The organism is Streptomyces sp. AC1-42W, assembly GCF_003248355.1.
Classification (GTDB): Bacteria; Actinomycetota; Actinomycetes; order Streptomycetales; family Streptomycetaceae; genus Streptomyces.
In genome coordinates, this window is the sequence record NZ_QKWY01000002.1 from 2190244 (window position 1) to 2214688 (window position 24445).

22 protein-coding genes are annotated in these 24445 nt (G+C 72.9%); 11 read left to right on the top strand and 11 right to left on the bottom strand.

The annotated features are described in order from the left end of the window. Positions 1-86: 86 nt before the first annotated feature. The 7 genes from rimO (at position 87) to DNK56_RS27915 (ending at position 4712) form a co-directional block, all read left to right on the top strand. On the top strand, positions 87-1565 hold the full coding sequence (gene rimO, locus DNK56_RS27885; RefSeq protein ID WP_111338541.1) for a 30S ribosomal protein S12 methylthiotransferase RimO: 1479 nt from the start codon (positions 87-89) through the stop codon (positions 1563-1565). Further along, the gene (pgsA, locus tag DNK56_RS27890; RefSeq protein ID WP_111338542.1) at positions 1562-2218 is read left to right on the top strand and encodes a CDP-diacylglycerol--glycerol-3-phosphate 3-phosphatidyltransferase; all 657 of its coding nucleotides are present in this window, start codon (positions 1562-1564) and stop codon (positions 2216-2218) included. The genes rimO and pgsA overlap by 4 nt, the downstream gene beginning before the upstream one ends. Continuing rightward, complete coding sequence (locus DNK56_RS27895; protein WP_111338543.1) at positions 2215-2724, top strand: CinA family protein; 510 nt, start codon at positions 2215-2217, stop codon at positions 2722-2724. The genes pgsA and DNK56_RS27895 overlap by 4 nt, the downstream gene beginning before the upstream one ends. Before the next feature lie 109 nt (positions 2725-2833). Further along, complete coding sequence (locus tag DNK56_RS27900; protein ID WP_018105285.1) at positions 2834-3217, top strand: helix-turn-helix domain-containing protein; 384 nt, start codon at positions 2834-2836, stop codon at positions 3215-3217. 271 nt (positions 3218-3488) lie between these two features. Further along, positions 3489-3959 (top strand): Dps family protein, encoded by a 471-nt coding sequence (locus tag DNK56_RS27905; RefSeq protein WP_111338544.1) that lies wholly within the window; start codon positions 3489-3491, stop codon positions 3957-3959. Between the two features lie 68 nt (positions 3960-4027). Beyond that, positions 4028-4219 carry a CsbD family protein gene (locus DNK56_RS27910; RefSeq protein WP_446750393.1) on the top strand — a complete coding sequence of 64 codons (192 nt, stop codon included), beginning with the start codon at positions 4028-4030 and terminating at the stop codon, positions 4217-4219. Between the two features lie 229 nt (positions 4220-4448). Further along, positions 4449-4712: a hypothetical protein gene (locus DNK56_RS27915; RefSeq protein WP_111338546.1), complete on the top strand. Its 264-nt coding sequence runs from the start codon at positions 4449-4451 to the stop codon at positions 4710-4712. Between the two features lie 72 nt (positions 4713-4784). Here DNK56_RS27915 and DNK56_RS27920 read toward each other — a convergent pair whose 3' ends face one another. Continuing rightward, the gene (locus DNK56_RS27920) at positions 4785-5615 is read right to left on the bottom strand and encodes a DNA-formamidopyrimidine glycosylase family protein (RefSeq protein ID WP_111338547.1); all 831 of its coding nucleotides are present in this window, start codon (positions 5613-5615) and stop codon (positions 4785-4787) included. Positions 5616-5716: 101 nt separating this feature from the next. Further along, positions 5717-10387 (bottom strand): Lhr family helicase, encoded by a 4671-nt coding sequence (locus DNK56_RS27925; protein WP_111338548.1) that lies wholly within the window; start codon positions 10385-10387, stop codon positions 5717-5719. A 244-nt stretch (positions 10388-10631) separates the two neighbouring features. Between DNK56_RS27925 and DNK56_RS27930 the strand changes: the two genes are divergently transcribed. Beyond that, a complete protein-coding gene (locus DNK56_RS27930) occupies positions 10632-11846 on the top strand; it encodes an IS110 family transposase (RefSeq protein ID WP_111339642.1) in 1215 nt (404 codons plus the stop codon). A gap of 109 nt (positions 11847-11955) precedes the next feature. On the opposite strand, the gene DNK56_RS27935 is transcribed toward DNK56_RS27930, so the two are convergent. Further along, positions 11956-12795, bottom strand: coding sequence for an inositol monophosphatase family protein (locus DNK56_RS27935; protein WP_111338549.1), 840 nt, complete (start codon positions 12793-12795; stop codon positions 11956-11958). Between the two features lie 131 nt (positions 12796-12926). On the opposite strand from DNK56_RS27935, the gene DNK56_RS27940 reads away from it, so the two are divergent. Together DNK56_RS27940 and DNK56_RS27945 are read left to right on the top strand one after the other, a co-directional pair. Next, entirely contained in the window at positions 12927-14069 is a 1143-nt protein-coding gene (locus DNK56_RS27940) for a polysaccharide deacetylase family protein (protein ID WP_111338550.1), read from the top strand. Positions 14070-14121: 52 nt separating this feature from the next. Then, positions 14122-15249: a hypothetical protein gene (locus DNK56_RS27945; RefSeq protein WP_146610419.1), complete on the top strand. Its 1128-nt coding sequence runs from the start codon at positions 14122-14124 to the stop codon at positions 15247-15249. A 145-nt stretch (positions 15250-15394) separates the two neighbouring features. On the opposite strand, the gene DNK56_RS35105 is transcribed toward DNK56_RS27945, so the two are convergent. Together DNK56_RS35105 and DNK56_RS27955 are read right to left on the bottom strand one after the other, a co-directional pair. Then, a complete protein-coding gene (locus DNK56_RS35105; RefSeq protein WP_158558468.1) occupies positions 15395-15571 on the bottom strand; it encodes a hypothetical protein in 177 nt (58 codons plus the stop codon). A gap of 284 nt (positions 15572-15855) precedes the next feature. After that, positions 15856-17001 (bottom strand): helix-turn-helix transcriptional regulator, encoded by a 1146-nt coding sequence (locus DNK56_RS27955; protein WP_111338553.1) that lies wholly within the window; start codon positions 16999-17001, stop codon positions 15856-15858. 338 nt (positions 17002-17339) lie between these two features. Here DNK56_RS27955 and DNK56_RS27960 point away from each other — a divergent pair, with 338 nt between their 5' ends. Then, positions 17340-18104 (top strand): LuxR C-terminal-related transcriptional regulator, encoded by a 765-nt coding sequence (locus DNK56_RS27960; protein WP_158558467.1) that lies wholly within the window; start codon positions 17340-17342, stop codon positions 18102-18104. Positions 18105-18131: 27 nt separating this feature from the next. Here DNK56_RS27960 and DNK56_RS35110 read toward each other — a convergent pair whose 3' ends face one another. Genes DNK56_RS35110 through DNK56_RS27990 form a run of 6 tightly spaced genes read right to left on the bottom strand, consistent with a single transcriptional unit; the run spans position 18132 to position 24444 of the window. Beyond that, positions 18132-18827 carry a 4'-phosphopantetheinyl transferase family protein gene (locus DNK56_RS35110; protein ID WP_158558466.1) on the bottom strand — a complete coding sequence of 232 codons (696 nt, stop codon included), beginning with the start codon at positions 18825-18827 and terminating at the stop codon, positions 18132-18134. Positions 18828-18837: 10 nt separating this feature from the next. Next, the gene (locus DNK56_RS27970) at positions 18838-20343 is read right to left on the bottom strand and encodes a hypothetical protein (RefSeq protein WP_111338555.1); all 1506 of its coding nucleotides are present in this window, start codon (positions 20341-20343) and stop codon (positions 18838-18840) included. Beyond that, complete coding sequence (locus DNK56_RS27975; RefSeq protein ID WP_146610418.1) at positions 20330-21682, bottom strand: MATE family efflux transporter; 1353 nt, start codon at positions 21680-21682, stop codon at positions 20330-20332. Before DNK56_RS27975 ends, DNK56_RS27970 begins: the two co-directional genes overlap by 14 nt. Continuing rightward, on the bottom strand, positions 21675-22829 hold the full coding sequence (locus DNK56_RS27980; protein WP_111338557.1) for an acyl-CoA dehydrogenase family protein: 1155 nt from the start codon (positions 22827-22829) through the stop codon (positions 21675-21677). The genes DNK56_RS27975 and DNK56_RS27980 overlap by 8 nt, the downstream gene beginning before the upstream one ends. Then, complete coding sequence (locus DNK56_RS27985) at positions 22826-23485, bottom strand: hypothetical protein (RefSeq protein ID WP_111338558.1); 660 nt, start codon at positions 23483-23485, stop codon at positions 22826-22828. Before DNK56_RS27985 ends, DNK56_RS27980 begins: the two co-directional genes overlap by 4 nt. After that, complete coding sequence (locus tag DNK56_RS27990; RefSeq protein ID WP_111338559.1) at positions 23482-24444, bottom strand: hypothetical protein; 963 nt, start codon at positions 24442-24444, stop codon at positions 23482-23484. The genes DNK56_RS27985 and DNK56_RS27990 overlap by 4 nt, the downstream gene beginning before the upstream one ends. Between the last annotated feature and the right edge of the window lies 1 nt (position 24445).

Genomic DNA, 24445 nt, shown 5'->3' on the forward strand with positions numbered 1-24445 from the left:
CCGGGCGCTCGCCTTTTTCGTCACTCCGGGTAACGGCACAACCCTCAGCGGCGGGGACGGTGCCGGGACAAAGTAGTCTTGAGCCCATGCCCGAACGCCGTACCGTCGCCCTTGTCACTCTTGGCTGCGCCCGTAACGAGGTGGACTCGGAGGAGCTCGCAGGCCGCCTGGCAGCGGACGGCTGGGAGCTCGTCGAGGACGCCTCCGATGCCGATGTCGCCGTCGTCAACACCTGTGGGTTCGTCGAGGCCGCCAAGAAGGACTCCGTCGATGCCCTGCTCGAAGCCAATGATCTGAAGGACCACGGCCGCACCCAGGCCGTCGTCGCCGTCGGCTGCATGGCCGAGCGCTACGGCAAGGACCTCGCCGAGGCCCTGCCGGAGGCGGACGGCGTCCTCGGCTTCGACGACTACGCGGACATCTCCGACCGCCTCCAGACCATCCTCAACGGCGGCATCCACGCCTCCCACACCCCCCGCGACCGCCGCAAGCTGCTGCCGATCAGCCCCGCCGAGCGGCAGGACGCCGCCGTGGCCCTGCCCGGCCACGCCCAGGAGGTCACCCCCGCCCCGGCCGACCTGCCGGAGGGCGTCGCCCCCGTCTCCGGACCGCGCGCGCCGCTGCGCCGCCGGCTCGGCACCAGCCCCGTCGCCTCGGTCAAGCTGGCCTCCGGCTGCGACCGCCGCTGCTCCTTCTGCGCCATCCCCTCCTTCCGCGGCTCCTTCATCTCCCGCCGCCCCTCGGACGTGCTGGGCGAGACCCGCTGGCTGGCCGAGCAGGGTGTGAAGGAGGTCATGCTCGTCTCCGAGAACAACACCTCCTACGGCAAGGACCTCGGTGACATCCGTCTCCTGGAGACGCTGCTGCCCGAGCTGGCCGAGGTCGACGGCATCGAGCGCATCCGGGTCAGCTACCTCCAGCCCGCCGAGATGCGCCCCGGCCTGATCGACGTCCTCACCTCGACGCCGAAGGTCGCGCCCTACTTCGACCTCTCCTTCCAGCACTCGGCGCCCGGCGTGCTGCGGGCCATGCGCCGCTTCGGCGACACGGACCGCTTCCTGGAGCTGCTGGACACCATCCGGAACAAGGCACCGCAGGCCGGCGCCCGGTCCAACTTCATCGTGGGCTTCCCCGGCGAGACCGAGGACGACCTCGCGGAGCTGGAACGGTTCCTCACGGGCGCGCGCCTCGACGCCATCGGCGTCTTCGGCTACTCCGACGAGGAGGGCACCGAGGCCGTCGGTTACGAGGACAAGCTCGACGCCGACGTCATCGCGGAGCGCCTGGCGCACATCTCGCAGCTCGCCGAGGAACTGACCTCGCAGCGCGCCGAGGAGCGCATGGGCGAATCCCTCCAGGTGCTCGTCGAGTCCGTCGAGCCCACCGACGACGAACCGCGCGCCTACGGCCGCGCCGCGCACCAGGCACCCGAAACGGACGGCCAGGTGCTCTTCACCACACGCGAAGGGCTCGTCCCGGGCCGTATGGTCGAGGCAAAGGTGGTGGGCACCGAAGGCGTGGACCTGATCGCCGAGTGCAGTGAGCTTGTGGAGGTAGCCAGATGACCGGAGTCCCGGCATCCGCGACAGGCGGTTCCGGCGCGACGCCGGTCCGCGGCGGAAAGCTGGGCGCCGCTGCGGTCAATCAGGCCAGTCTCTGGAACATCGCCAACCTGCTGACGATGGCCCGGCTCGTGCTCGTTCCCGGCTTCGTGGTGCTGATGCTCCACAACGGCGGCTACGACCCGGCCTGGCGCTCCTTCGCCTGGGCCGCCTTCGCCGTCGCCATGATCACCGACCTGTTCGACGGGCACCTGGCCCGTACGTACAACCTGGTCACGGACTTCGGGAAGATCGCCGACCCGATCGCCGACAAGGCGATCATGGGGGCGGCGCTGATCTGTCTGTCCTATCTGGGCGACCTGCCCTGGTGGGTCACGGGCGTGATTCTCTTCCGCGAGCTGGGCATCACGCTGATGCGGTTCTGGGTGATCCGGCACGGAGTCATTCCGGCCAGTCGCGGCGGCAAGATGAAGACGCTGGCGCAGGGCACGGCCGTGGGCATGTACGTTCTGGCCCTGACCGGCCCGCTGGCCACCCTGCGGTTCTGGGTGATGGCGGTGGCCGTCGTGCTGACGGTCGTCACCGCGCTCGACTACATCCGCCAGGCCGTCGTGCTGCGTCGCCAGGGACTGGCGGCGGAGGAGGCCGAGCGGTGACTGCGGCCGGCCGGGTCCTGCGACTGCTCGTCGAGCGGGGCCAGACCCTCGCCGTCGCGGAGTCGCTGACCGGCGGCCTGGTCGCGGCCGAAGTCACGTCCGTCCCCGGCGCCTCGCAGGCGTTCCGGGGCTCCGTCACGGCGTACGCGACCCCCCTCAAGAGTGAAGTCCTCGGGGTGGACGCGGCGCTCCTGGCGGCCCGCGGAGCGGTGGACGCCGAGGTCGCGCGCCAGATGGCGACAGGCGTACGGCGGGTTCTGGGCGCAGACTGGGGAGTGGCGACCACCGGCGTCGCCGGCCCCGAACCACAGGACGGCCAACCCGTCGGAACGGTGTTCGTCGCGGTCAGCGGCCCACAGGGCCGGGGAAAAGTGGCCGCGCTGCGGTTGAACGGCGACCGGGCGGACATCCGTAAGGAGAGCGTGCGAAGCGCGCTCGACCTGCTCTCAGGCGAACTCGACGAGAATGCGAGCGCACAGGATACGGAAGAGAACGGGGGGAATTGATGTTTGCAGCCCTGAGTGAACACGACATCGCTCCCCGCACGGCCGCAGCGCTAGGCGGTACGGTGGGGCGTGAAGGATGCGGCTACGCGGTCCGAGGAGGGAGCCACCGATGATTCTGCTCCGTCGCCTGCTGGGTGACGTGCTGCGTCGGCAGCGCCAGCGCCAAGGCCGTACTCTGCGCGAAGTCTCCTCGTCCGCCCGAGTTTCGCTCGGCTATCTCTCCGAGGTGGAGCGGGGGCAGAAGGAGGCATCCTCCGAACTGCTCTCCGCCATTTGCGACGCGCTTGACGTACGGATGTCCGAGCTCATGCGTGAAGTGAGCGATGAGCTGTCCCTGGCCGAACTGGCCGAGTCGGCAGCGGCCAGCGATCCGGTACCTGTACCGGTGCGCCCCATGCTCAACTCCGTCTCCGTTACCTCGGTGGCGGGTGTACCGACGGGGCGGGTGACCATCAAGGCGCCCGCGGAAGCGGTGGACGTCGTCGCCGCCTGATCCGATCGGTTCGGTGTGAAGCCGAAGGCCCCGGTCCTGCCCCTTTGTGGCAGGACCGGGGCTTTCGTCGTGCGGTCCCGCCTGCGTGATCGGTGAAATGTGTCGGGTGTGAGCGCGCGGACGAGGGGCAGGCGGCGGGATGAGAGATCGAGGAACGCTCGCTCCGGAAGGCTCCCGCGAGCCGTCGGCGACTTCCTCGGATGACCGTTTTGCTTCGTTTATGCCATCGTGGGTGGTGCTGAACGGAACGGATTCCAGATCGGAGACGTGCATGTCTGTCGTGAAGAGCCCCCTGTCCGAGACCGACCTCAAGACCGTCGGAGACGCGCTGCAGGGCGCCCTGGTGGATCTCCTCGACCTTTCTCTGGTGGCCAAGCAGGTCCACTGGAACGTGGTCGGGCCGCGGTTCAGGTCCGTGCACCTCCAGCTCGACGAGGTGGTCGACACAGCCCGTCAGCACTCCGACACCGTCGCCGAGCGGGCCTCCGCCATCGGCGTCAACCCGGACGGCCGCGCCGCGACGATCGCCAGGAGCACGGCCATCGCCTCCGTGTCCGAGGGCTGGATCAAGGACGTGGACGCGGTGAAGTCCCTGGTGGACGCCCTCGGCGTGGTGATCGGACGGATGCGGGAGCGCATCGAGGCGACCGAGACCCCCGACCCGGTCACCCAGGACATCCTGATCGCGCTGACCGCGGACCTCGAGAAGCACGCGTGGATGTTCCAGGCCGAGAGCGCCTGAGCGGACCCCGCCGACTACCCAGCCGCCCGGAAGGGCATTCACAGGTTCACTCCAATGGAGGAATGAGCATGAAGAACGAAGGCGCGAAGGACAAGGTCACCGGCAAGGCGAAGGAAGCCATGGGCAAGATGACCGGCGACCGTCGCAAGGAGACCGAGGGCAAGGCCGACCAGGCCAAGGGCAAGGCCAAGGACGCCATGGACGCCGCCCGCGACCGTGCGGACGGCCTCAAGGACTCCCTGAGCGACAAGAAGGACTGACCCGGTCCCACCCTGGCCCGGTCCCACCCGACCCGGTTCCACCCGGCCCGTCGCGAGCCCCCACCCCGTGTGGTGGGGGCTCCGTGCTGACAGGACGCGGTGTGCGGGGGTTTCCGCAGGGGCGTGTGACCGTCCTCCGCGCGCGCCGGTGGTGCACCGGTGCGCTCTCGCCCCCGGAAGGCGGGCGCCACTAGCGTCTTTCGTTTGAATCAGGCCGGAGGAGGCAGCCATGGTACGGCGATGGGTACCGGCGCTCGTTCTCTGCGGCGCGTGGTGGTGGGCGGTGCTGCGGCTGGTGCTCGCCCCGGCGCACGCCGGGGTGGTCGAGGGAGCGGTGGCGGCGGGTGGATGGGGGCTGAGCCTCCTGCCGGTGCACGTGGCCGCGACCGCCCGGCCGATCGGCGTCTTCGACGCCGGTACGAGCCTGCTGCGGCGCGGCACGGCCCGGATACGGCGGGCAGCGCGGTCCTGGCGTCGCCGGGCCGCCGGATAGGGCCCGCCCGGTTGCTGGAGAGGGGCCGCCTGCCGCCGGTCGCCTGCCGCCGGTCGCGTGCCGGCGGTTCGTTCACGCCGGGGCCGGGCCGGGCTGGCAGTGGGGGCACCAGTAGGCGGGCCGGCCGTCCTGCTCGGCCTCCCGGATCGGGGTGCCGCAGCGCAGACAGGGGCGCCGGGCGCGACCGTAGACCCAGAGGCTCTCACCGCCCCCGCGTATGCGGGAGACCGCCATGGCGGCGGTACGGGCCCGGCCCCCGGCGGTCGTGATGCGTGTCGGGCGGTCGCGGTTGGCGCCGAGGAGCTGGTGGGCGGTGCCGACCAGCAGGGCGGCCGTCGTCGGGGCCAGCTCGCCGATGGGCAGCCACGGGGTGGCGCGGGCCAGGAAGCACAGCTCCGCCTTGTAGATGTTGCCGATGCCGGCCAGGTTGCGCTGGTCGAGCAGGGCCTCGCCGAGAGGGCGGGCCGGATCGCGAAGGAGATTGCGCAGCGCGGCCTCGGCGTCCCAGTCCGGGCCGAGGAGGTCCGGGCCGAGATGGCCGACCGCCTGCTCCTCGTCCTGGGTGCGCAGCAGCTCCAGCACCGGGAGCCGGTAGCCCACCGCGGTGTGCGCGGCGTTGCCCAGAACGGCCCGGATCTGGTGGCCGGGGCCGCCACGCCAGCGCTCACCCGGGGCGTAGATCCGCCACGCCCCGTCCATCCGCAGATGGCTGTGCAGGGTGAGACCGCCCTCGATCCGGGTCAGCAGATGCTTGCCGCGCGCGGTGACGTCCAGGACCGTGCGGCCGGTGAGGTCGGCGGTGGCGAACCGGGGGACGCGGAGGTCGGACACGGTGAGGACCTGACCGGCGAGCGCGCGGTGCAGCCGCCCGGCGGTCTGCAGGACGGTGTCTCCTTCGGGCATGCCTCCATGATGCGGTGGGCAGGGGCCGTCCGGGCGCCGGACGGGGATACGCGCGGGATGCCCCGCCGCCCGATGCCCGACCGGGGCCCGGCGCAGACGGGCTACGCGCGCAGGCGCAGGCCCTTCGGGGTGGCGAGGAAGCCGACCGCCTCCAGGGTGCGGCCCAGGGGCGAGGTCAGGGCGGAGACGCCGTTCACCCGCTCCACGGTCACCGTGCCGAGGGAACCGGCTCGGGCGGCTGCGGCCAGCGCCCCGGCCGCCGCCCGGAGCGCGGGCTCGTCCGGGTCGGCCGCCCAGGCGAGCAGCGTCTTGCCGCCCCGCTCCATGTACAGCGTCAGCTCGCCGTCGACCAGGACGACGAGCGAGCCCGCCTTGCGGCCCGGCTTGTGCCCGGCCCCGTCCGGCGGCTCCGGCCACGAGAGGGCGGCGCCGTACGCGTTGGCCGGGTCGGCGGCGGCCAGCACCAGGGCGCGGGGGGCCGCGCCGGGCTCCGTACGGTCGCGGGCGTGGGAGACCGCGCGGAGGCGGTCCACCGCGCCGTCCATCGCGAACTGCGCCGCCCCCAGCCCCTCCACGACATAGCCCCGGCGCGCCTGTCCGTTGTCCTCGAAGGCGGACAGCACCCGGTAGGCAGCGGAGAAGCCGCCCTCGACGCCCTCCGCCTGGACCGCGCCCCGGGTCACCACTCCGTGCCGGTCGAGCAGGGTGCGGGCCAGGGCGTGGGCGCGGTGCGTGGGCTCCGGCTCGACGGGCGGCAGCAGGGACCAGCGGCCCGAGACCGTGGGCGGTCCGGTGCGGGACGCGGGGCGGGCGGCGGCGGTGGGGGTGCCGTACCGGCCGCGTGGGACGTTCCGCCGGGCGCGGTGCGCGGTCGATCCCGCCGTCCGGCCGGAGCCCAGCAGGGAGCGCAGCGGCGCCAGCGTGTCGTTGGTCAGCCGGCCCGACCAGGCGAGGTCCCACAGGGCGTCGGCGAGCTGCGGATCGGTGCAGTCGGGGTGGGTGGTGGCCCGGACCTGGTCGGCGATCTGGCGGAAGAAGAGGCCGTAGCCGCCGCCGAGCACGGTCAGCACGGACTCGTGCAGGGCACTGAGCTCCAGCGGGCGGGGCGGGGGGAGGAGCAGGGGGGCGCTGTCGGCGAGGTAGAGGGAGAGCCAGCCGTCCTTGCCGGGCAGCGCCCCGGCCCCGGCCCAGACGACTTCCCCGGTGGTCGTCAGCTCGTCCAGCAGCGCGGGGGTGTAGCCGGTGACGCGGCCGGGAAGGACGAGCCGTTCCAGCGCGGATGCGGGGACGGGGGCGCCCTGCAGCTGCTCGACGGCGCGGGCCAGTCCGTCGATGCCGCGCAGGCTGCTGCCGCCCAGGTGCTGCCACTGCGGCAGGAAGCCGGCCAGGGCGGCGGGCGGGACCGGCTCCAGCTCATGGCGGAGGGCGGCCAGCGAACGGCGTCGCAGCCGCCGCAGCACCGTGGCGTCGCACCACTCCTGGCCGATGCCCGCCGGGTGGAACTCGCCCTGGACGATCCGGCCCGAGGCCGCGAGCCGCTGGAGGGCCCCGTCGGTGACCGCCGTGCCGAGGCCGAAGCGCGCGGCGGCCGCGGTCGAGGTGAACGGGCCGTGCGTGCGGGCGTAGCGGGCGAGGAGGTCGCCGAGGGGGTCCTTGACCGGTTCGGTGAACGCTTCGGGGACGCCGACCGGGAGGGCCGTGCCCAAGGCATCGCGCAGCCGGCCGGCGTCCTCGATCGCCGCCCAGTGGGCCTCGGCGGCGATCCGGACCCGGATGGCGCGGCGGGCGGACTCCAGCTCCCGCGCCCAGTCGGCCCGGCCGCCGCGCGCGGTCAGCTCCGCGTCCGTGAGCGGGCCCAGGACGCGCAGCAGGTCCGCGACGCCCTCGGCGTCCTTGACGCGGCGGTCGTCCGCCAGCCACTGCAGCTCCCGCTCCAGCTCGGTCAGGACGTCGGCGTCCAGCAGTTCCCTCAGCTCGGCCCTGCCCAGCAGCTCGGCCAGCAGCCGGGAGTCCAGGGAGAGCGCGGCGGCGCGCCGCTCGGCGAGGGGCGAGTCGCCCTCGTACAGGAACTGGGCGACGTAGCCGAACAGGAGCGAGCGGGCGAACGGGGAGGGCTCCGGGGTGGTCACCTCGACGAGGCGGATGCGCCGGGCCTCCAGGTCGCCCATCACCTCCGTGAGCCCCGGTACGTCGAACACGTCCTGGAGGCACTCGCGGACCGCTTCGAGAACGATGGGGAAGGAACCGAACTCGGAGGCGACCTGGAGGAGTTGTGCCGCCCGCTGACGCTGCTGCCAGAGCGGGGTGCGTTTGCCGGGGCTGCGGCGGGGAAGCAGCAGCGCCCTGGCCGCGCACTCGCGGAACCGGGAGGCGAACAGGGCGGAGCCGCCGACCTGGTCGGTGACGATCTGCGCGATCTCGCCCCGGTCGAAGGCCACGTCCGCGGCGCCGACCGGGGGCTGGTCGCTGTCGAAGGCGGTGTTGGCCGGGGCGAGCGGGGCCGCACCCGCCGCGTCCTGGGACGGCTCCCGCGCCGGGTCGAAGTCGAGGAGGTCCAGGCCTATCATGTCGGCGTCCGGCAGCCGCAGCACGATGCCGTCGTCGGCGTGCATGACCTGCGCGTCCATGCCGTAGCGCTCGGCGAGACGGGCGCCGAGGGCCAGCGCCCACGGGGCGTGCACCTGGGCGCCGAACGGGGAGTGCACCACGACGCGCCAGTCGCCCAGCTCGTCCCGGAAACGCTCGACGAGGATCGTTTGGTCGTCCGGGACGTGGCCGCAGGCCCGGCGCTGCTCGTCGAGATAGGCCAGCACGTTGTCCACGGCCCAGGTGTCGAGACCGGCCGACAGCAGACGGCTCCGGGCGTCCTGCGCGGACAGGCCGCCCAGCTCGCGGAGGAAGGCGCCCAGGGCGCGGCCCAGCTCCAGCGGACGCCCGAGCTGGTCGCCCTTCCAGAAGGGCAGCCGGCCGGGCACGCCGGGAGCGGGGGAGACGAGGACCCGGTCGCGGGTGATGTCCTCGATCCGCCAGGAGGTGGTGCCCAGCGTGAAGACGTCGCCGACGCGGGACTCGTAGACCATTTCCTCGTCCAGCTCGCCGACCCGGCCGCCGCCCTTCTTGGGGTCCGCGCCGGCGAGGAAGACCCCGAAGAGGCCGCGGTCGGGGATCGTGCCGCCCGAGGTGACGGCGAGGCGTTGGGCGCCGGGCCGGCCCGTGACCGTACCGGCGACGCGGTCCCACACGACGCGGGGCCGCAGCTCCGCGAAGGCGTCGGACGGATAGCGGCCCGCCAGCATGTCGAGGACCGCCGTGAACGCGGACTCGGGGAGCGAGGCGAAGGGGGCGGCCCGGCGGACCACCGCCAGCAGGTCGTCCACCTGCCAGCTGTCCAGGGCGACCATCGCGACCAGTTGCTGGGCCAGCACGTCCAGCGGATTGGACGGGACGCGCAGCGCCTCGATGGAGCCCGTCCGCATCCGCTCGGTGACCACGGCCGCCTGCACCAGATCGCCGCGGTACTTCGGGAAGACGACACCGGTGGAGACCGCGCCCACCTGATGGCCGGCGCGGCCGACCCGCTGCAGCCCGGAGGCGACCGAGGGCGGCGACTCGACCTGGATCACCAGATCGACCGCGCCCATGTCGATGCCCAGCTCCAGACTGGAGGTGGCGACCACGGCGGGCAGCCGGCCCGCCTTGAGATCCTCCTCGACCTGGGCCCGCTGCTCCTTGGAGACCGACCCGTGGTGGGCGCGGGCGAGCAGGGCGGGAGCGCCCTTGGCCGCGCCGGACTCCGCCATGACCTCGGCGGGGGAGTGGGCCTCCGGCATGGTTTCGCCGGTGGCCCTCTCGTACGCGATCTCGTTGAGCCGGTTGCACAGCCGCTCCGCCAGGCGCCGCGAATTGGCGAAGACGATGGTGGAGCGGTGGGCCTGGACCAGATCGGCGATCCGCTCCTCCACATGCGGCCAGATCGACGGCTTCTCGGACTGCGCCCCGGACTCCGCGTCGGTGGCCGGGGAACCGCCCAGCTCGCCCAGGTCCTCCACGGGGACGACCACCGACAGGTCGAACCGCTTGGTGGACGGCGGCTGGACGATCTCCACCTTGCGCCGGGGCGAGAGGAAACGCGCCACCTCGTCCACCGGGCGGACCGTGGCCGACAGGCCGATGCGCCGGGCGGGCCGGGGCAGCAGCTCGTCCAGGCGCTCCAGCGACACGGCGAGATGGGCGCCGCGCTTGGTGCCCGCCACCGCGTGCACCTCGTCCAGGATGATCGTCTCGATGCCGGAGAGGGCCTCGCGCGCCGAGGACGTCAGCATCAGGAACAGCGACTCGGGCGTCGTGATCAGGATGTCCGGCGGCCGGGTCGCCATGGAGCGGCGCTCCGCTGCCGGGGTGTCCCCGGACCGGATGCCCACCCGCACCTCGGGCTCGGGCAGCCCCTGGCGCACGGACTCCTGCCGGATGCCGGTCAGCGGCGAGCGGAGGTTGCGCTCGACGTCCACCGCGAGGGCCTTGAGCGGAGACACGTACAGCACGCGGCAGCGCTTCTTCGCCTCGGCCGGCGGCGGGACGGCCGCCAGCCGGTCCAGCGCGGCCAGGAACGCGGCCAGCGTCTTGCCCGAACCGGTCGGCGCGACGACCAGCACGTCCGATCCCTCACCGATCGCCCGCCAGGCACCCTCCTGCGCGGCGGTCGGCGCGCTGAAGGCCCCCGTGAACCAACTGCGGGTCGCGGGGGAGAAGGAATCGAGAGCAGAGCCGGTCATGCCCCCATCGTGCACCCCACCACTGACATTGATGCTGATACTCAGGTCCCGGTGGTCGTGGCTCGACCACTGACTGACGCCCTGCTGGGCTGTCTTCGTGTTGTTCTGTCCGGCTGCCGGGACCCGTTCTCATGGCTCCGGCCGGGCGGAACATGACCTGATAGGAGCTTGGTCAGAAGCCCCCTCAATGTCCTGTCTGCGCCACCCGGCCGGCGCCTACCTTCGGCTGGAAGGCAGCATCAGCATGACATCAGCGGTCGCGGACGACACCACGGACAAGGTCGTGTTCGGCGGGGTCGATTCCCACGCCGACACCGTTCACGTCGCGGTCATCAGCGACAACGGCGGTCACCTCGCGGACGCCGAGTTCGCCACCACCGCCGCCGGATACGCCGCGGCCCTGGCCTTCCTCGGCGCCCACGGCCACGTGAACGCGATCGGAGTGGAAGGCACCGCCTCCTACGGGGCCGGCTTCACCCGCGCCGCCCGCTCGGCGGGCCTTGACGTCGTCGAGGTCAACCGGCCCGACCGGGCAGAACGCCGCCGCATCGGCAAGTCCGACCCCATCGACGCCTACGCCGCCGCCCGCGCCGCCCTGTCCGGACGGGCCTCCAGCGCGCCGAAGGACGACACCGTCACCGGCATACGCGCCCTGCACAACGCCGCCCGCTCAGCCGTCAAGGCACGCACCGCCGCTCTCAACCAGATCACCCACATCCTCGTCACCGCACCCGAAAGCATCCGCGCCAGGTTCGGGCAGCTCAAGGGCGCCGACCGGACCGACGCCCTGGCCCGGCTGCGACCGGCCGGGGACGCGGTCCACGTCGCGGTCCTCACCGCGCTGAAGAGCCTCGCCCGACGCGTCAAGGAACTCACCGCCGAACACCATGCCCTGACCCGGGCCCTCGACAGTGAGGTCACCGCCCACAACCCCGGGCTGCGGGCCGCCTACGGCGTCGGCCCCGACACCGCCGCCCAGCTGCTGGTCACAGCCGGAGGCAATCCCGAACGCCTGCGGACCGAAGCGTCCTTCGCCGCCCTCTGCGGAGCCGCACCCGTCCCCGCCTCCAGCGGCCGCACGAACCGGCACCGCCTCTCACGAGGCGGCGACCGGGCAGCCAACGCCGCCCTCTACCGCATCGCCCTGGTCCGCATGTCCAGTGACCCCCGCACCCGCGACTACGTGGCACGACAGACGGCCGCCGGCCGGACCAAGAAAGAGATCATCCGGCTCCTGAAACGGGCCATCGTCCGGGAGATGTTCCGCTGCCTGACCACCACGGTCACCGTCCCAGGCATCGCCGACCTGCGGCCTCTTCGGCAGTCGAAGAACATCACCCTCACCGCAGCGGCCCGCCACTTCGGAGTCTGGCCCGCCACGATCTCCACCCTCGAACGCGGAATCCGCCGAGACGACGACCTCGCCAACACCTACCGCGACTGGCTCACCGCCGCTTGACAGCCAATAGGAGCATCAACGGGCGTGACCCCCACCGGCCGGGCCGGTGTGCGAACGGCCCGTGCCCGCTTCTCTCACCACCGCCGGTGGTCCGGAACGGTCACTCCGGTCACGCCGTGGCCAGCGTCGGACGCAGCGCGTCGGCGAGGCGCTGCGCCCGCTCTCCGTGCCCTGGCCCCCAGGCGACGAATCCGCCCTGGCGATCGGTACGCAGCCGCTCGTCCGGCAGGCCGGTGTATCCGCCCCCGGCCGCGGTCACCAACGCCTGGCCGCCGGCCACGTCCCAGGCGTACACGTTGGCGTTGGCTGCCAGGTCCGCGCGGCCGGCCGCCACCCAGGCCAGGGCCAGGGCCGACGACCCGATGCGGCGGATGTCGCAGCCGTCCAGCGCGGCGGTGACCGCGTCGGTCGGCCCGGCGGCCCACGACCGGCACGGCGGCAGGTCGGTCAGCAGCATCGGCGGCCCCTGCCCGCGGCGCGTGGCGGTCGCCCCGTTGACGCGCAGTACGCCCTCGCTCGCGGTGAACATCTCGTCCCGGATCGGGTCGTACACGCAGCCGCCGAGCACGGTTCCGTCCAGAACCACGCCCAGGGAGAGGCAGAACAACGGGATGCCGCGGGCGAAGTTGTAGGTTCCGTCGATCGGGTCCACGTACCACCGCACGCGGCCGGTGCCGTGTGTGCCGCGCTCCTCGCCGACGACGACGGACGCCGGATGGGCGGTGAGGAGCTCCCGTCTGATCATGTCCTCGGCCAGGCCGTCAGCCTCGGTCACCCGGTCGTGCTCGGAGGACTTGGGCCGCGACACCGGCGAGGCGTGGAACCGCTCGCGTACGAAGGCCCCCACGCGCAGCAGGGCACGCTCTCCGGTCGCCACGTAACTTCCGGCGTGCACGCGATGCCTCCTGCGGTCGGGGCCCGCCGACCGGGCGGGCGGGGCGACGCTCATCCTGCCCCGCCTCCCCGGCTCCCGGCTGTAGCCGTTGGGGCGCCCACCCGCGCGCCCGAAACGTCCTTGTCGCACCGGTGGCCGCGCGGGGAGCCTGATGGCCGTTCACCGAGCGCACAGGGGGACCGAGGATGCTCATCGAGGACAACCGGCCACCTGACAGGCGGTGGTGGGCGGGCCTGGTGTGGGACAGCGAGGGCTACGGGACCGCGCTGCTGGACGAGTCGGGGACCGTCGTCGCCCGCGAGCGGTTCGACCGGTGCGGCCCCGAGGCGCCGGCCGCGTGGCTGGCCCGGTGGGCCGCGCGCGTGCACGGCGGCCTGGTGACCGTCTTCGAGAGTTCCAACGGGGTGACGGACGGCCTCCTGCTGGTCGCGGGCTTGCACGTCCTCCGGGTGGACCTGCGTCATCTGCCGCGCACCGGCGCGGACGCCGCCGTCCTGGCCGATGCGGCACGGCGGGGACGCGTTCCGGCGGTGCCGGTGGGTCTGGCCGGCGGGACCCTGGGGGACCGGTCGGACGAGATGCGCCGGGCGAACGCGTCGGTGGCCGCTCTTCAGGACGAGCTGAACCGGTCCGGGCGTCTGGTGACCACCTGCCCGGCAGCCCCGGCCGGCCCTCCGCGGGTCGCCCTGACGTTCGACGACGGCCCTTCTCCCCGCCACACCGACCGGGTGCTGCGCATCCTGAAGTCCTTCGGGGTCCCGGCCGCCTTCTTCTGCGTCGGGCTCCACGTACGGGCCCGGCCGGACCTCGTACGGCGCATGGTCGACGAGGGGCACGAGGTCGGCAACCACACGTGGTCGCACGCGTACCTGCCCGAACTGGGGGAGGACGAGACGGTGCGGCAGCTGCGGACGACCAGCCGGGCCATCGCCGAAGCCACCGGTGTCCCGCCCGTCCTGGCCCGGCCGCCCTACGGCGGGCGGGGCGGGACAGTGCTCCGCGCGACGGCCGACGAAGGTCTCACCACGGTCCTGTGGGACGTGGAGGCCTCCGACTGGACGCTGCCGGGGGCGGACGCCATCGCGGACTCCGTGCTGCGCCAGGCACGTGACGGCTCGGTCGTGCTGCTGCACGACGGCGGGGGCGATCGCGACCAGACGGTGGCGGCGCTGCCGAGGATCATCGGCGGGCTGCTCGACCAGGGATTCCGGTTCTCCGGCATCGCCGGCCCGGCCGGCCTCCTTCCCCCGGACGCTGCCCAGCCGGCAGCCGGGGCACCCCATTCCGTGACGAGGGAACGAGACCATGCGCCCTTGCGGCACAGCTGACACCGCCGATACGGCCGTCGCTCACCAAGACGTCGTGCTCAGTGTCGTGATCATGACCCACCCGAACCGTGCCGAGCACCTGGCGGAACTCATCGCGGCCTGCGCGCCGTTGACGCCCCGTACAGTGGTCGATCCCGACCCCGGCTCGTTCCGCAGCGCGCTGCGCACGGCCAAGGCGGCGTGGGCGGCCGTGTCCACCGGGGCCACGCACCATCTGGTGCTCCAGGACGACGTGGTGCCGGTGCCGGACTTCGCGCGGCAGGTGCGGGACGCGATCGAGGCCCGTCCGCGTGACGCGATCGCGCTCTATTCGAACTGGAACAGTCCGCAGAACTCGTACCTCGTGCGTCGCGCGGCCGCCTGCGGCTCGGCCTGGGCCCCGCTCTCTCCGGTGGAGTGGACGCCGACACTGGGGCTGGTGCTGCCCGCCGACGAGGCGCGGCAACTCGCGGCCCACCTCGCGCCCATCCCCGACGAGGTCGCCGACGACGACCAGATGGTGGTGCTGTACTGCCAGGAAGCCGGGCTGCCGGTGTTCGCGACGGTGCCGCATCTCGTCGATCACCGCGGCGCGCCGTCGCTCTCGGAACATCCCGGTTCCTTCCACGCGACCGTCGTAGACCGACGACCGGTTCCCGCCGAACATTGGCGGAGCACGCCGGAAGCGCTGGTCGAGGCGTTACGGGGACGGGCCGCACTGGACCGCCCGGACGAGTTCGGGGTGGAGCTGCGGCACTCCCGCTGCTCACTCCGGTTCATCCGCCCCGGCACGCCGGAACCGATCGGGCACGTGTTCGGCTGGTACTGGCGCGACTGGTGCGCGGCCGCCGGGGTGGACGCGGCACGCGTCGAAGAGACGCTGAACGCCCACCTCCATGACTCGGTACCCACCGCGGTGGCGGTCGAGGTCTGGGCCGCGTGCTACCTCTTGGGCCGCGACAGCGGGGGAATCACGGCCGCGGCCGGAGCCGTACCCGGTCACGACGGCGTACGCCGGGTCCGCGCGGCGGTGCGCTCGTGGCTGGCGTCCGGCATCGCCGAGGCCGACCGCCCGGCGGACGGGCTGGACGGCCTCACCGAACTGGGGGTGGCTGCGGTGAGCCAGGGCATGGCGGACGCGCCGTCCCCCAGCGGCGTCACATCGCGGACCGGAGGACCACGCGTGGGGAGCGACCGATGACCACGACCATGCGGTACCTGCCCGACGGGCACACCCCGGCCGCGCACGCCGGTGACACGATCGCGGCCCCGCCGGCCGCGATCGGGGAACCGTGGCGGCGGGTTCTGGAGGAACTCGTGGAGCGGGAGGCCGTCGGGCACCTGCTTCACCCGTCGCCGCTGCCGGACACGCCCGGCCTCATCGTGCCCCACGTGCCGCGCACGGTGGTCGTCGTGGTCACCTGCCCGGTGTGCGGTGCGGGGGAGCGGGAGTTCACCGGTGCGAGCACGCCGCTGCCCTTTCCGGAGTGGGAGTTCGGCGGGGAGCCGGACGGGGAGGCCACGCTGCGCGTACTGGGATGTGAACGGATCGCGCCGCGGGAGATGCTGGCCCTGACCACCTCCGTGGACCGATTCGGCCCGAAGGACGCCACCGGGTTCGTCACCCGAGCCGTTCACTGGGCACGGGCCGGCTCCCCGGACCCCGGCTCGCCGGGCCTCCTCGCGGCGGCGCGCGACGCCGTCGTCGCCGAGCAGTGGGTCGAGGCGTTGCCCGAGGCGGAACGGCGCCCCGGTCAGGCCATGGTGCGTTTCCGGGCGGCGATGTACCGCATCGCCGCCGCCGGGCTCAGTCCCGTGGTCCCTGCTTCGGGACGCTGTCACTCGGGATCAGCGGCCGTGCCGGACGGCGCACGCTGGCTCGCAGCACACGGGGATGATGCCCTGGACGGGGTCTATCGGCACTTGCTGTTGACGCGGGTGATACCAGAGCTGACAGGCCGTCCATTTCCGGCGGCTTTGCGGGAGCGTACCCGAGAACCAGCCCTTCCCGGGCCGCGATGACCCCTGCCTGGAACCGGCTGCGTGCGCCCAGGCGCTCCATGAGCGTGGCGGCCAGCCGGCGGGCGGTACGGGGAGAGACGCCGAGCTTCTGTGCGACCGTGTCGTCAGTGCCGCCGTCGGCGAGGATCGTGAGCACGGCCGCTTCGCGGGGCGTGCAGCCGGTACGCCCCGGAACCGGCTGCTCACCCCAGGGCCGCGACTGGTTCCAGATCGTGTCGGCCAGTTCGCACAGGGCGGTGAGCGGACCGCGGCCGGTCAGGAGTACGGCGCCGTCCGCGTCCGTGTCGGCGTGCAGGGGTAACAGCGCGGTCGAGCGGTCGACGACGAGCATCCGAGTGGCGAAGGCGGGTGCCGTGCGGACCTCCACCCCGAGGTCGATCAGGCCCTCGACATGGCGGGACTTCGGGTCGTGGTGGCGCGCGCTGTCCAGATAGACGGCGCGCACCCGTACACCGCGTCGCAGGACGTCCTCGTTGAACGTCAGAGACGCGGTGAGCGGCGCCCCGGCTCCCGCGCCGCCCGGTGCGAGCGCCGTCACCTCGTTCCGGGCACCGCAGAACAACTCGCGCAGCCGGTCGCAGACCTCGTCGGTCCCGGTGAGGATCTCCGTGCCCACGGCGGCCGCGGAGGAGGCGGTGTACTCCGCGATCATTCGCGCGGCGGCCTCCTGCGCGGCCCGTACCCGGCATTCCATCTCGGCGAGTTCACGCTGCCGGCGGGCGGTGAGGACCCGTAGACCCACGCCCGGTGCGACCGCGCGCATCCTGCCGGGGCGGTCGGCCGACGGCTGGAGCATGGCCAGCCGGCTGAGTTCGTCGAGGGCGTCCCGCACGCTGCGCTCCTCCAGGCGCAGTCGAGTGGCGAGGGCCGTGACCCCGTCCTCGTGATGCGTCAGCATGGCGCGGTAGACCGCTTCGGCCTCGCTGCTCAACCCCAGTTCACCTGACACCGTGGCCCCCCTCGGCAACACTGAATCCACCGCGATCATTGCATTGGTGCAGACCAATAGCCATGCGTCTGAGCGACTAACTGACCTTGATGGAAGCCCTGGCGGTCCGGCGGGGTGACGCACTACGGACTGTTCCGGCCGTGGCCATAACAGTCCATCGGAAGGTTCTTGCAACCCCCGTGGGCATGAATGACGATTCAGATCGTCGGCGAGAGGCCCCGCCGTCCGGCAGAACGACTGTCCCCCACGCGCTCTCTCCTGGACGAAGACGCCCGCTGACCCATTCGGACCCATCGTCCTCCAGGCAAGGGAGCACAACTGTGCCGTCCGTATCCTCTCCGCCACCGGCCCATCGGTCGTTCCGGCCGGTCTCCCCGCCCCACGCGGACACACCGGCGGACCGCGATGCCGCGCAGGGAGCCGGTACCGCTCTCGCCACCGCCGGTCGGCTCAGGATCGAGTTACGGCTGCGCAGTGAGGTGCTGGCCCACGGCCTGAGCGCCGTACTGAACGATCTGCCCGGCGTGGCCGATTGCACCGTCGTCCTCCTGCCGCAGTCGGCGGACCGGCCGCCGAGCGGTGACTGCGATGTGGTGGTCCTGCTGGCCGGCGACCCCCCGCCCGGCCCGTTGTCCTCGGAGGGCGGGCACCGGCCGCGCGTCCTCGCCATCATCGACGGCGCGAGCCCCGAGACCCTCGGCTCCTTCAAGGCCGACGGCTACCTGCTGCAACAGGACCTGTCGCGCCGGACGCTGAGCCGCACGCTCGAACAGCTCGCCGGCGGAGAGGTGCCGCTGCCGGCGCCTCTCACCCGGCAGCTCGCCAGGGACATGGTCACCGTGCCCAGGCCGCGAGCGCAGACCCTCTCGGTACGGCTCACCTCGCGCGAGCGAGAGACCCTCGTCCTGTTGAGCGAGGGTTGCAGCAACAAACAGATCGCCACGCGACTGGGTATCTCCGTGCACGGAGCCAAGCGCCTGGTCGGCAACGTACTGCTGAAGTGCGCGGCGGAGAACCGTACGACGGCGGTGATGAACGCCATCCGCGGCGGCGTGCTCGAACCGTACCCGGACGACCCGTCCTGACCCGCCGGGCGGAGTGGACCGGCCGCCTCAGCGCCCCTCGGGCCAGCGCCGTGTGGTGACGTCGAAGTCGGCACACCCCATGACGGCCACGGACACGGCCCAGCCGTCGCCGAACGGCACGTCACGCAGGCGGCGTACGGCACCGGCACCCGCACCGTTGCCGCGCCCCGGCCGCCGACCGGGGCGCGGGGCGAGAACGGGTATCCGCAGGACGTCCAGCAGCCGGTGTCCGGAGGCCTTGGCGTACGCCTCCTTGCGCGTCCAGAGCCGGGTCGCCTCGACCTCGCGCCCGGCCGGGGCGAACCCGCGTACGTACCGAGCCTCGTCCGGGTGGAAGAAGCGTTCCACCAGCCGCTCGGCACGTCCGCCCACCACCCGTTCGATGTCCGCCCCCACCTCCCGGCGACCGTTCCGCAGCACGGCGAGCAGGGCGACGGCGCCGCAGTGGCTCAGATTGAACGCCGGTACCGGCGCGGTGTCCCGGCGGAGCTCCACGTACGGTTTGCCCCACTGCCCCACACGCCAGACCAGGCCCTTCGGCTCCACCCCGGTATAGCCGGACAGAATCTCCCGGGTGGCTCCGCGCGCGACCACGAACCGGCCGCGTCGCGGGTGCGCGAGGCCGTCCGCCCGCGCCGATTCCCGGGAGTCCAGGTGCGGCGCCACGCGTGTCTCGTCCTCCGGGCGGTCCAGCGGGATGACCCACAGGTCGACCGTGTCCACGGGGGGCACGTCACCCCGATTCCGCCGGACGCAGCGCGATCCGCCAGGAGGAGACGGTCTCCGGCCCGGACGCGGCGGGTTCGCCCTCCGCCGGGTCGTCGCACAGCGCGGCGACGTCCGTCGTGCGGATGTCGCCGTCCACAGCGGCGGTGACCAGCAGGCGCTCGACGGCTCGCAGGACGACCGGTATCCGGTGCGCGGGCAGTTGCAGGGTGTCCGCGTAGAGCGAGAGCCGCAGCGCGTCGGGGCGTTCGCGGACGTCGAACACCTCGAAGAAGACCGTGACCGCGTCCCAGTCGACCTTCTCCTCCCAGCGGAAGGAACTCTCCTCCAGGGCCCGGCGCAGCGGGCCGGGACCGGCCACGGCCACGGCGGGGCCGGCCGCGAGGTCTCTGGTGTCGTTGAAGTAGCAAGCCAGGTCGCGCCCTTCGCCGACACCACCTTCGCCCCGGATCGCCTCGTCCACCACGCGCGGGTCGAACCGGCCGTGCCGGTAGGCCCTCAGCGCCTCCAGGCCGGCCTGCCGGGCGATGGCCGAGAAGGTCTCGCCCCCGAGGTCCACGGCCAGCGGCAGGTCCTGGGTCGCCGTCACGGCCGTGTGCCGCAGGGTCTCCCCGAGGCGGTTGCCGACGATGAGGTGCCAACCGAACCGGGACAGCGGCGCCCCGCCGGAGGCGGCCGCCTCAGTGGCGAGTACGGTCGCAGCCGCGGTCATGAAGAGGGTCGTGCCCGATACCTTCCACCGTTCCGAGAGCACGGCGACGGCCCGGGGCACCGCCGTGGACACCAGCCCGCCGCGCCAGAAACGCGGCCGGTCCGCCGTCCGGTCCGCCGGTACGGGGAAGACCCGTGCCGGGAAGCGGCCCACCTGCGTCACCGCGTGCCGGACCGCTCGCCGGGTCGTCGCACGGCCCCGCTCGGAGCCCTCGTCGCGGGCGATGTCGACCGGCTGCGCGGGCGACAGGGGCGGCGGCCACGGCCGCCCCTCCGCACGCGCGTCCAGCAAGGCCCGCAAGTCGCGCACCACGAGCCGGCTGCCCTGGAGGTCCACGGCCAGCTTGGCCACACCGATGAGGACCGCGACCACGCCGTCGCGACCGACCGCCACCGCCGCGCGGAACGCGGGCTCGGCGGACGTGTCGAAGACGGTGCCCCGCAGCCGCGGCTCGGCCGAGGCCACGAACCGGGCGACGGCCTCCGGGTCGTCGTCCGGCAGCCGGTGTACCTCGACCGTCACCTCGCCGCAGGCCGGCACCCGTTGTCGCAGACCGCCACTCGCGTCCTCGGCCCAGACGGTACGCAGCGCCTCGTGCCGGGAGAGCAGGGCGCCCAGCGCGTCCAGGACGTCAGCCGTCCCCAGACCGGGCGGCACCAGAGTGCCGTTGGTCTCGTTGTAGGGGGTGCCCGGCGCCATGCCGCTCATGTCCCGCCACACCAGCGACTGTCCCCAGGTGGCCCGTTCTTCGGCCTCGCGCGCACCGCTGAAGGCAATCCGCCGGATCTCATTCCGATTCACTCATGGCCTCCCGTTGTGCGGCCGACGAAGATGTGGGCACGTGAAGTGTTCTGGCCGCCCGCACCACGAGGAGCACGGCCGCCGCGCCGCCCACGTTGCCCGCGGACACCACCCAGTAGAGTCCCGAAGGGGTGTCGAAATGGCGGGCGGCGTACAGTCCCGACACCGCCAGGACGGCGAAGAATCCGGCGTTCAGCAGCAGCGCGGTCCGGCCTCTGCCGATCTGCTCCAGCACGGTGAAGGCGGCCAGGGTGACCCCCATCATCAGATAGCTGGGGCCGACCACCCGCAGGTAGTGCGCGGCCTCCAGGGCAGCGGTCTCGTCGCCGGTCGCCAGGGCCGCGACCGGGCCCGCGAGGGCCCAGACCGCCAGCGCCAGCGGCAGGTACGCCAGAGCGGTCAGCTCCAGCCCGGAGCGCAGGATGCGGTGCAGACGCTCGGTCCGGCCCGCCCCGCGCCGCTGGTTCATGAGGATGGCGGTAGCCGTGCCGAGGGCCAGTGCGGGCTGGATGACCACGCCCTGCAGGGTCACGGCCAGCGAGAAGCCGGAGACCACCCCCTCGCCGAACGGCCCCACGATCCACAGCTGCGCCAGGCTGAAACAGAACAGCACGAGGAACGTCCCGGCGACCGGCAGACCGACACTCCGCAGGTGGCCGGTCATCTCGCGGACGGCGTGGCCGCCCCGCCCCGGCGGCAGCGGCCCGGACCCTCTCAGCGCGTGCCACGCGAGGCCGGCGCCGACCACACACCCCACCGCGATGCCGAGCGGGACCGACCACAGGCCGAGATCCGCGCCGAACCCGAACACGGCGACGCACGCCACCTCCAGCACCGCCGTCGTGAGGACGATGGCGGCGGCCCGTGAAGGCCGGCCGGCACCGCGCAGGCACGCGGCGCACACCACCGGTACGACGTGCAGCACCGATGCCGCCGCCGTCCAGCGGAGGAACGACATGAACGTGCCACGCGCGTCGGCGGGCACGCTGAGCAGCTCGGCCAGCAGCGGCGCCGTAGTGAAGAGCACCACGAACAGGCCGATCCCGCCGGCGAGTCCGAGGACCAGCGCGCTCCGCAGCAGCGCCGGTACGTCCTTGAGCCGCTGCCCGCCGGCGGCCAGGGCGACCGCGGTCTGGGCGCTGGTGTCGAAAGCGAGGAGCAGTGCCACGAAGAGCTGCGACAACGGGATGTAGAGGGACCGGACGTACAGGGCGTCCGAGCTCATCCAGCCGAGCATGGCGAAGGACAGAAACGGCAGCGTGACATTGCCCGTCATCGACAGAGCGATGGGCAGGCCCAACCGCAGGATCTCCCGGCGTTCGCACGCCGTTTCAGCCACGTCCGACCTCGCCCCGTATGAGTCCCTGGAACAGGTTCAGCCGGTGGATGTTGCTGGTGCCCTCCATGAACTCCACCCCGCGCGCGTCGCGGTCGAGCTTGTCGAGCAGCGGATGCTCGTACCGCGCCCCCGGGCCGAACAGAGCGAGCGCCTGCTGCGTCGCGTCCTCGGCGAGGTGCGTGGCACGGGCCTTGGCCGCCGAGGCGAGGTAGCCGCCCTCCCGCGAATGGTCGACGGCGACCGCGGCCCGGTGCAGCAGGGCGCGGGTGGCGTCGATGCGCCGGGCCGTGCGGTCCAGGTCGTGCCGCTGCCAGGCGGTCGGGGCGGAGCGGTGGCGGAGCGCGTAGGCGTGAGCGGCCCGTGCGATGCCGAGGGCGAGGGCGCCGACACCGGGACGGAACGTGTTGAGCGCCCGCAGGGCGCCCCACATTCCCCGCTGGGTGCCGGTGAGCCCCTGCCCGAGTACGTTCTCCTCCCGTACCTCGACGTCCGTGAGCCGGATGTCGCATATCTGGTTGGCCCGTAGCCCCAGGGTGGGGATCGGCTCCGCGACGAAGCCCGGTTGGTCGGTTTCCACCAGAACCGACGTCACACCGAGCGGTCCGGGTGCCGTCCGGGCGAACACCACGCCCAGGCGCGCGCGGGCGGCGTTGCCGCAGTACCGTTTCGCCCCGTTGAGCAGGAGCTTTCCGTCCCGACGGGTCAGGGTGGTGGTCATCGCGCCGACGTCCGAGCCGCGATCGGGTTCGGTGAGACCGAAGAAGGTCCAGGTGGGGCGGGAGAACAACGCGTCGTAGAAGCGTTTCTTCTGGTCGTCGTTGCCGAGCGCCAGCAGCAGGCCGCCGGAGAGGGAAGGGCCGGGGGCGCCCAGCAGGAGGCCCGGATCGCCCACCGCCAGCTCCTCGATGAAGACCACACGCTCCAGGGTGCTCATGCCTGAGAAGCGGTGGCCGTCGACGGTGATCGGAGTGGGTACGTACTCCTCCGGCACCGGGCTGGTCGCCAGATACGCCATGCAGCTCAGATGCAGCAGTTCGCGCACCGCGTCGGGGTCGCGGTCGGCGGCCAGGGCGTGCTCGGCCATCTCGGCGGCCCAGTCCGCCGCGATTCCCCTCGCTGTGAGCAGTCGGTCGTCGAGCAGTGTCATGCGGCCACCTCTTCGGGGTCGGGCCGGCGCACATAGGCATCGGCGACGAGGGCGGAAGCGTGTGCGCAGGCACCGGGCCCGTCGGCGCGATAGCCGAAGGCGCCCAGCAGCCGCAGCAGCGCACGATCGCATCCGGTGAGGGTGTCATGGGCGTACGCGAGAGTGGCCTCGGAGAGTTCACCGGGCTCCGCGCCACTGATCAGGGTCTCCACGGTGAGCTGGTCGGCCTTCGCATCCGCGAGCCCGCCCTTCACCATCTGCTGCATCAGCAGCGCCGCCCCGCCGACGGTGCGGCCCCGCAGGTAGTCCAGGCAGGCGTCGAGCAGTCGGCAGGACTGTCCCAGGCGCACCCAGACGAGGCCGAGGTCCCAGGCCCCGCAGGCGGCTTCGCCGGCCCCGGGCGTGGCGGAGGCGAGGCGACCGAACCCGATCGCTCCGTCCGGGGTCGAGAGGACCGTCGTGCTCCCGGAAGCGCCCTCCTCCTTCTCCAGCATCCGGGCCGGCAGGGCGACATGCCCCGCCGGGCCGCTGGGGACACGGTCGGGGCAGACTTCCGCCCGCAGGTCTTCCAGGGCGGTCGGCAACCCGTGGTTCCGGGCCGCGGCCGCGGCCCGGAAGCATGGCTGGAGGCCGCCCGGTTCGGCGGTGTCGGTCATGAGGCGCACTCCTCGTGCTCTGTGGAAACGGCGACGTGGCTGCCGGAGGAGGTTTCCGCGACCACTCCGGACAGATCGAGCAGAGCCAGGGACAGCACACCCTGCCCGGGGGCGAGATCGAGCAGGGCGGCATAGGGCGGCGGCCCGCCCCGGACCAGATGGTCCAGCAGCGTGACCCAGCCGCCCGTGCAGGGCATCCCGGACTCGACGAGAACTGTCCCGCCCGCGGCGTCCGGTACCGCCCCCGGGTCGATGCCGGGCCCGAGGACGACGAGGGTGGAACGCAGCGGAACGGCCAGCCGCTCCAGCAGCGCCGGCACGGCGCGGGCCACGGACCCGGCGGACACGAGCGAGGTGGCCACAGGCCCTCCGCCGGTCCGGGGCCCCGCCTCGACCAGCAGGGCCGCCATGGCGTCGCCCGCGATCCGGTCCTCGGGACGCAGCGGGACATCGTAGGGCAGGTCCGCCTGGTCCGCTGCCAGCACCAGCGCCCGCCGGGGCCCGGCGGCCGCCGACAGATACGCCGCCGCCAGTCGTAACGCCGTGAACGGAGCTGCCGACCCCTGGTCCGAAACGGCGAACGGCATGGGCGAACCGGGCAGCAGGTCGTTCAGACGGCATGTCGCGGACCTGCGGAAGTCGGCGTCAGGGGCCTGGTGCGCGAGCGCCACCACGTCCGTCGGCCGATCCGCGTCGCCGAGCAGCGGCACCAGCGCCTCGGCCATTTCGACGAAGGTGGTGCGCCGCGCGGTCGACAGGTCGAAGCCGGCACGCAGACCCACACCGTGGAGCTCCGCGAGGTCCCGCAGATACTCCCGCAGCGGCGGGTGCAGCGGATCGGGCTCGTACGGCAGCCCCCGGCCGAACTCCCGGTACACGCCTCGGAGCACGCGCAGCGGCGTGATCCGGGGCGGGGTGTCCGTCGCGGTCGCGACGACCGGTGGTTGAGCGGTGAACACC

Coding starts and splice junctions, on each gene's coding strand:
- DNK56_RS27935 (WP_111338549.1), bottom strand. CDS start 12,795: ATGAGCGTCGCCCCGCCCGCCCGGTCGGCGGGCCCCGACCGCAGGAGG.
- pgsA (WP_111338542.1), top strand. CDS start 1,562: ATGACCGGAGTCCCGGCATCCGCGACAGGCGGTTCCGGCGCGACGCCG.
- DNK56_RS27980 (WP_111338557.1), bottom strand. CDS start 22,829: ATGACACTGCTCGACGACCGACTGCTCACAGCGAGGGGAATCGCGGCG.
- DNK56_RS27910 (WP_446750393.1), top strand. CDS start 4,028: ATGAAGAACGAAGGCGCGAAGGACAAGGTCACCGGCAAGGCGAAGGAA.
- DNK56_RS27930 (WP_111339642.1), top strand. CDS start 10,632: ATGACATCAGCGGTCGCGGACGACACCACGGACAAGGTCGTGTTCGGC.
- DNK56_RS27900 (WP_018105285.1), top strand. CDS start 2,834: ATGATTCTGCTCCGTCGCCTGCTGGGTGACGTGCTGCGTCGGCAGCGC.
- DNK56_RS27905 (WP_111338544.1), top strand. CDS start 3,489: ATGTCTGTCGTGAAGAGCCCCCTGTCCGAGACCGACCTCAAGACCGTC.
- DNK56_RS27920 (WP_111338547.1), bottom strand. CDS start 5,615: ATGCCCGAAGGAGACACCGTCCTGCAGACCGCCGGGCGGCTGCACCGC.
- DNK56_RS27985 (WP_111338558.1), bottom strand. CDS start 23,485: ATGACCGACACCGCCGAACCGGGCGGCCTCCAGCCATGCTTCCGGGCC.
- DNK56_RS27915 (WP_111338546.1), top strand. CDS start 4,449: ATGGTACGGCGATGGGTACCGGCGCTCGTTCTCTGCGGCGCGTGGTGG.
- DNK56_RS27945 (WP_146610419.1), top strand. CDS start 14,122: ATGACCCACCCGAACCGTGCCGAGCACCTGGCGGAACTCATCGCGGCC.
- DNK56_RS27925 (WP_111338548.1), bottom strand. CDS start 10,387: ATGACCGGCTCTGCTCTCGATTCCTTCTCCCCCGCGACCCGCAGTTGG.
- rimO (WP_111338541.1), top strand. CDS start 87: ATGCCCGAACGCCGTACCGTCGCCCTTGTCACTCTTGGCTGCGCCCGT.
- DNK56_RS27940 (WP_111338550.1), top strand. CDS start 12,927: ATGCTCATCGAGGACAACCGGCCACCTGACAGGCGGTGGTGGGCGGGC.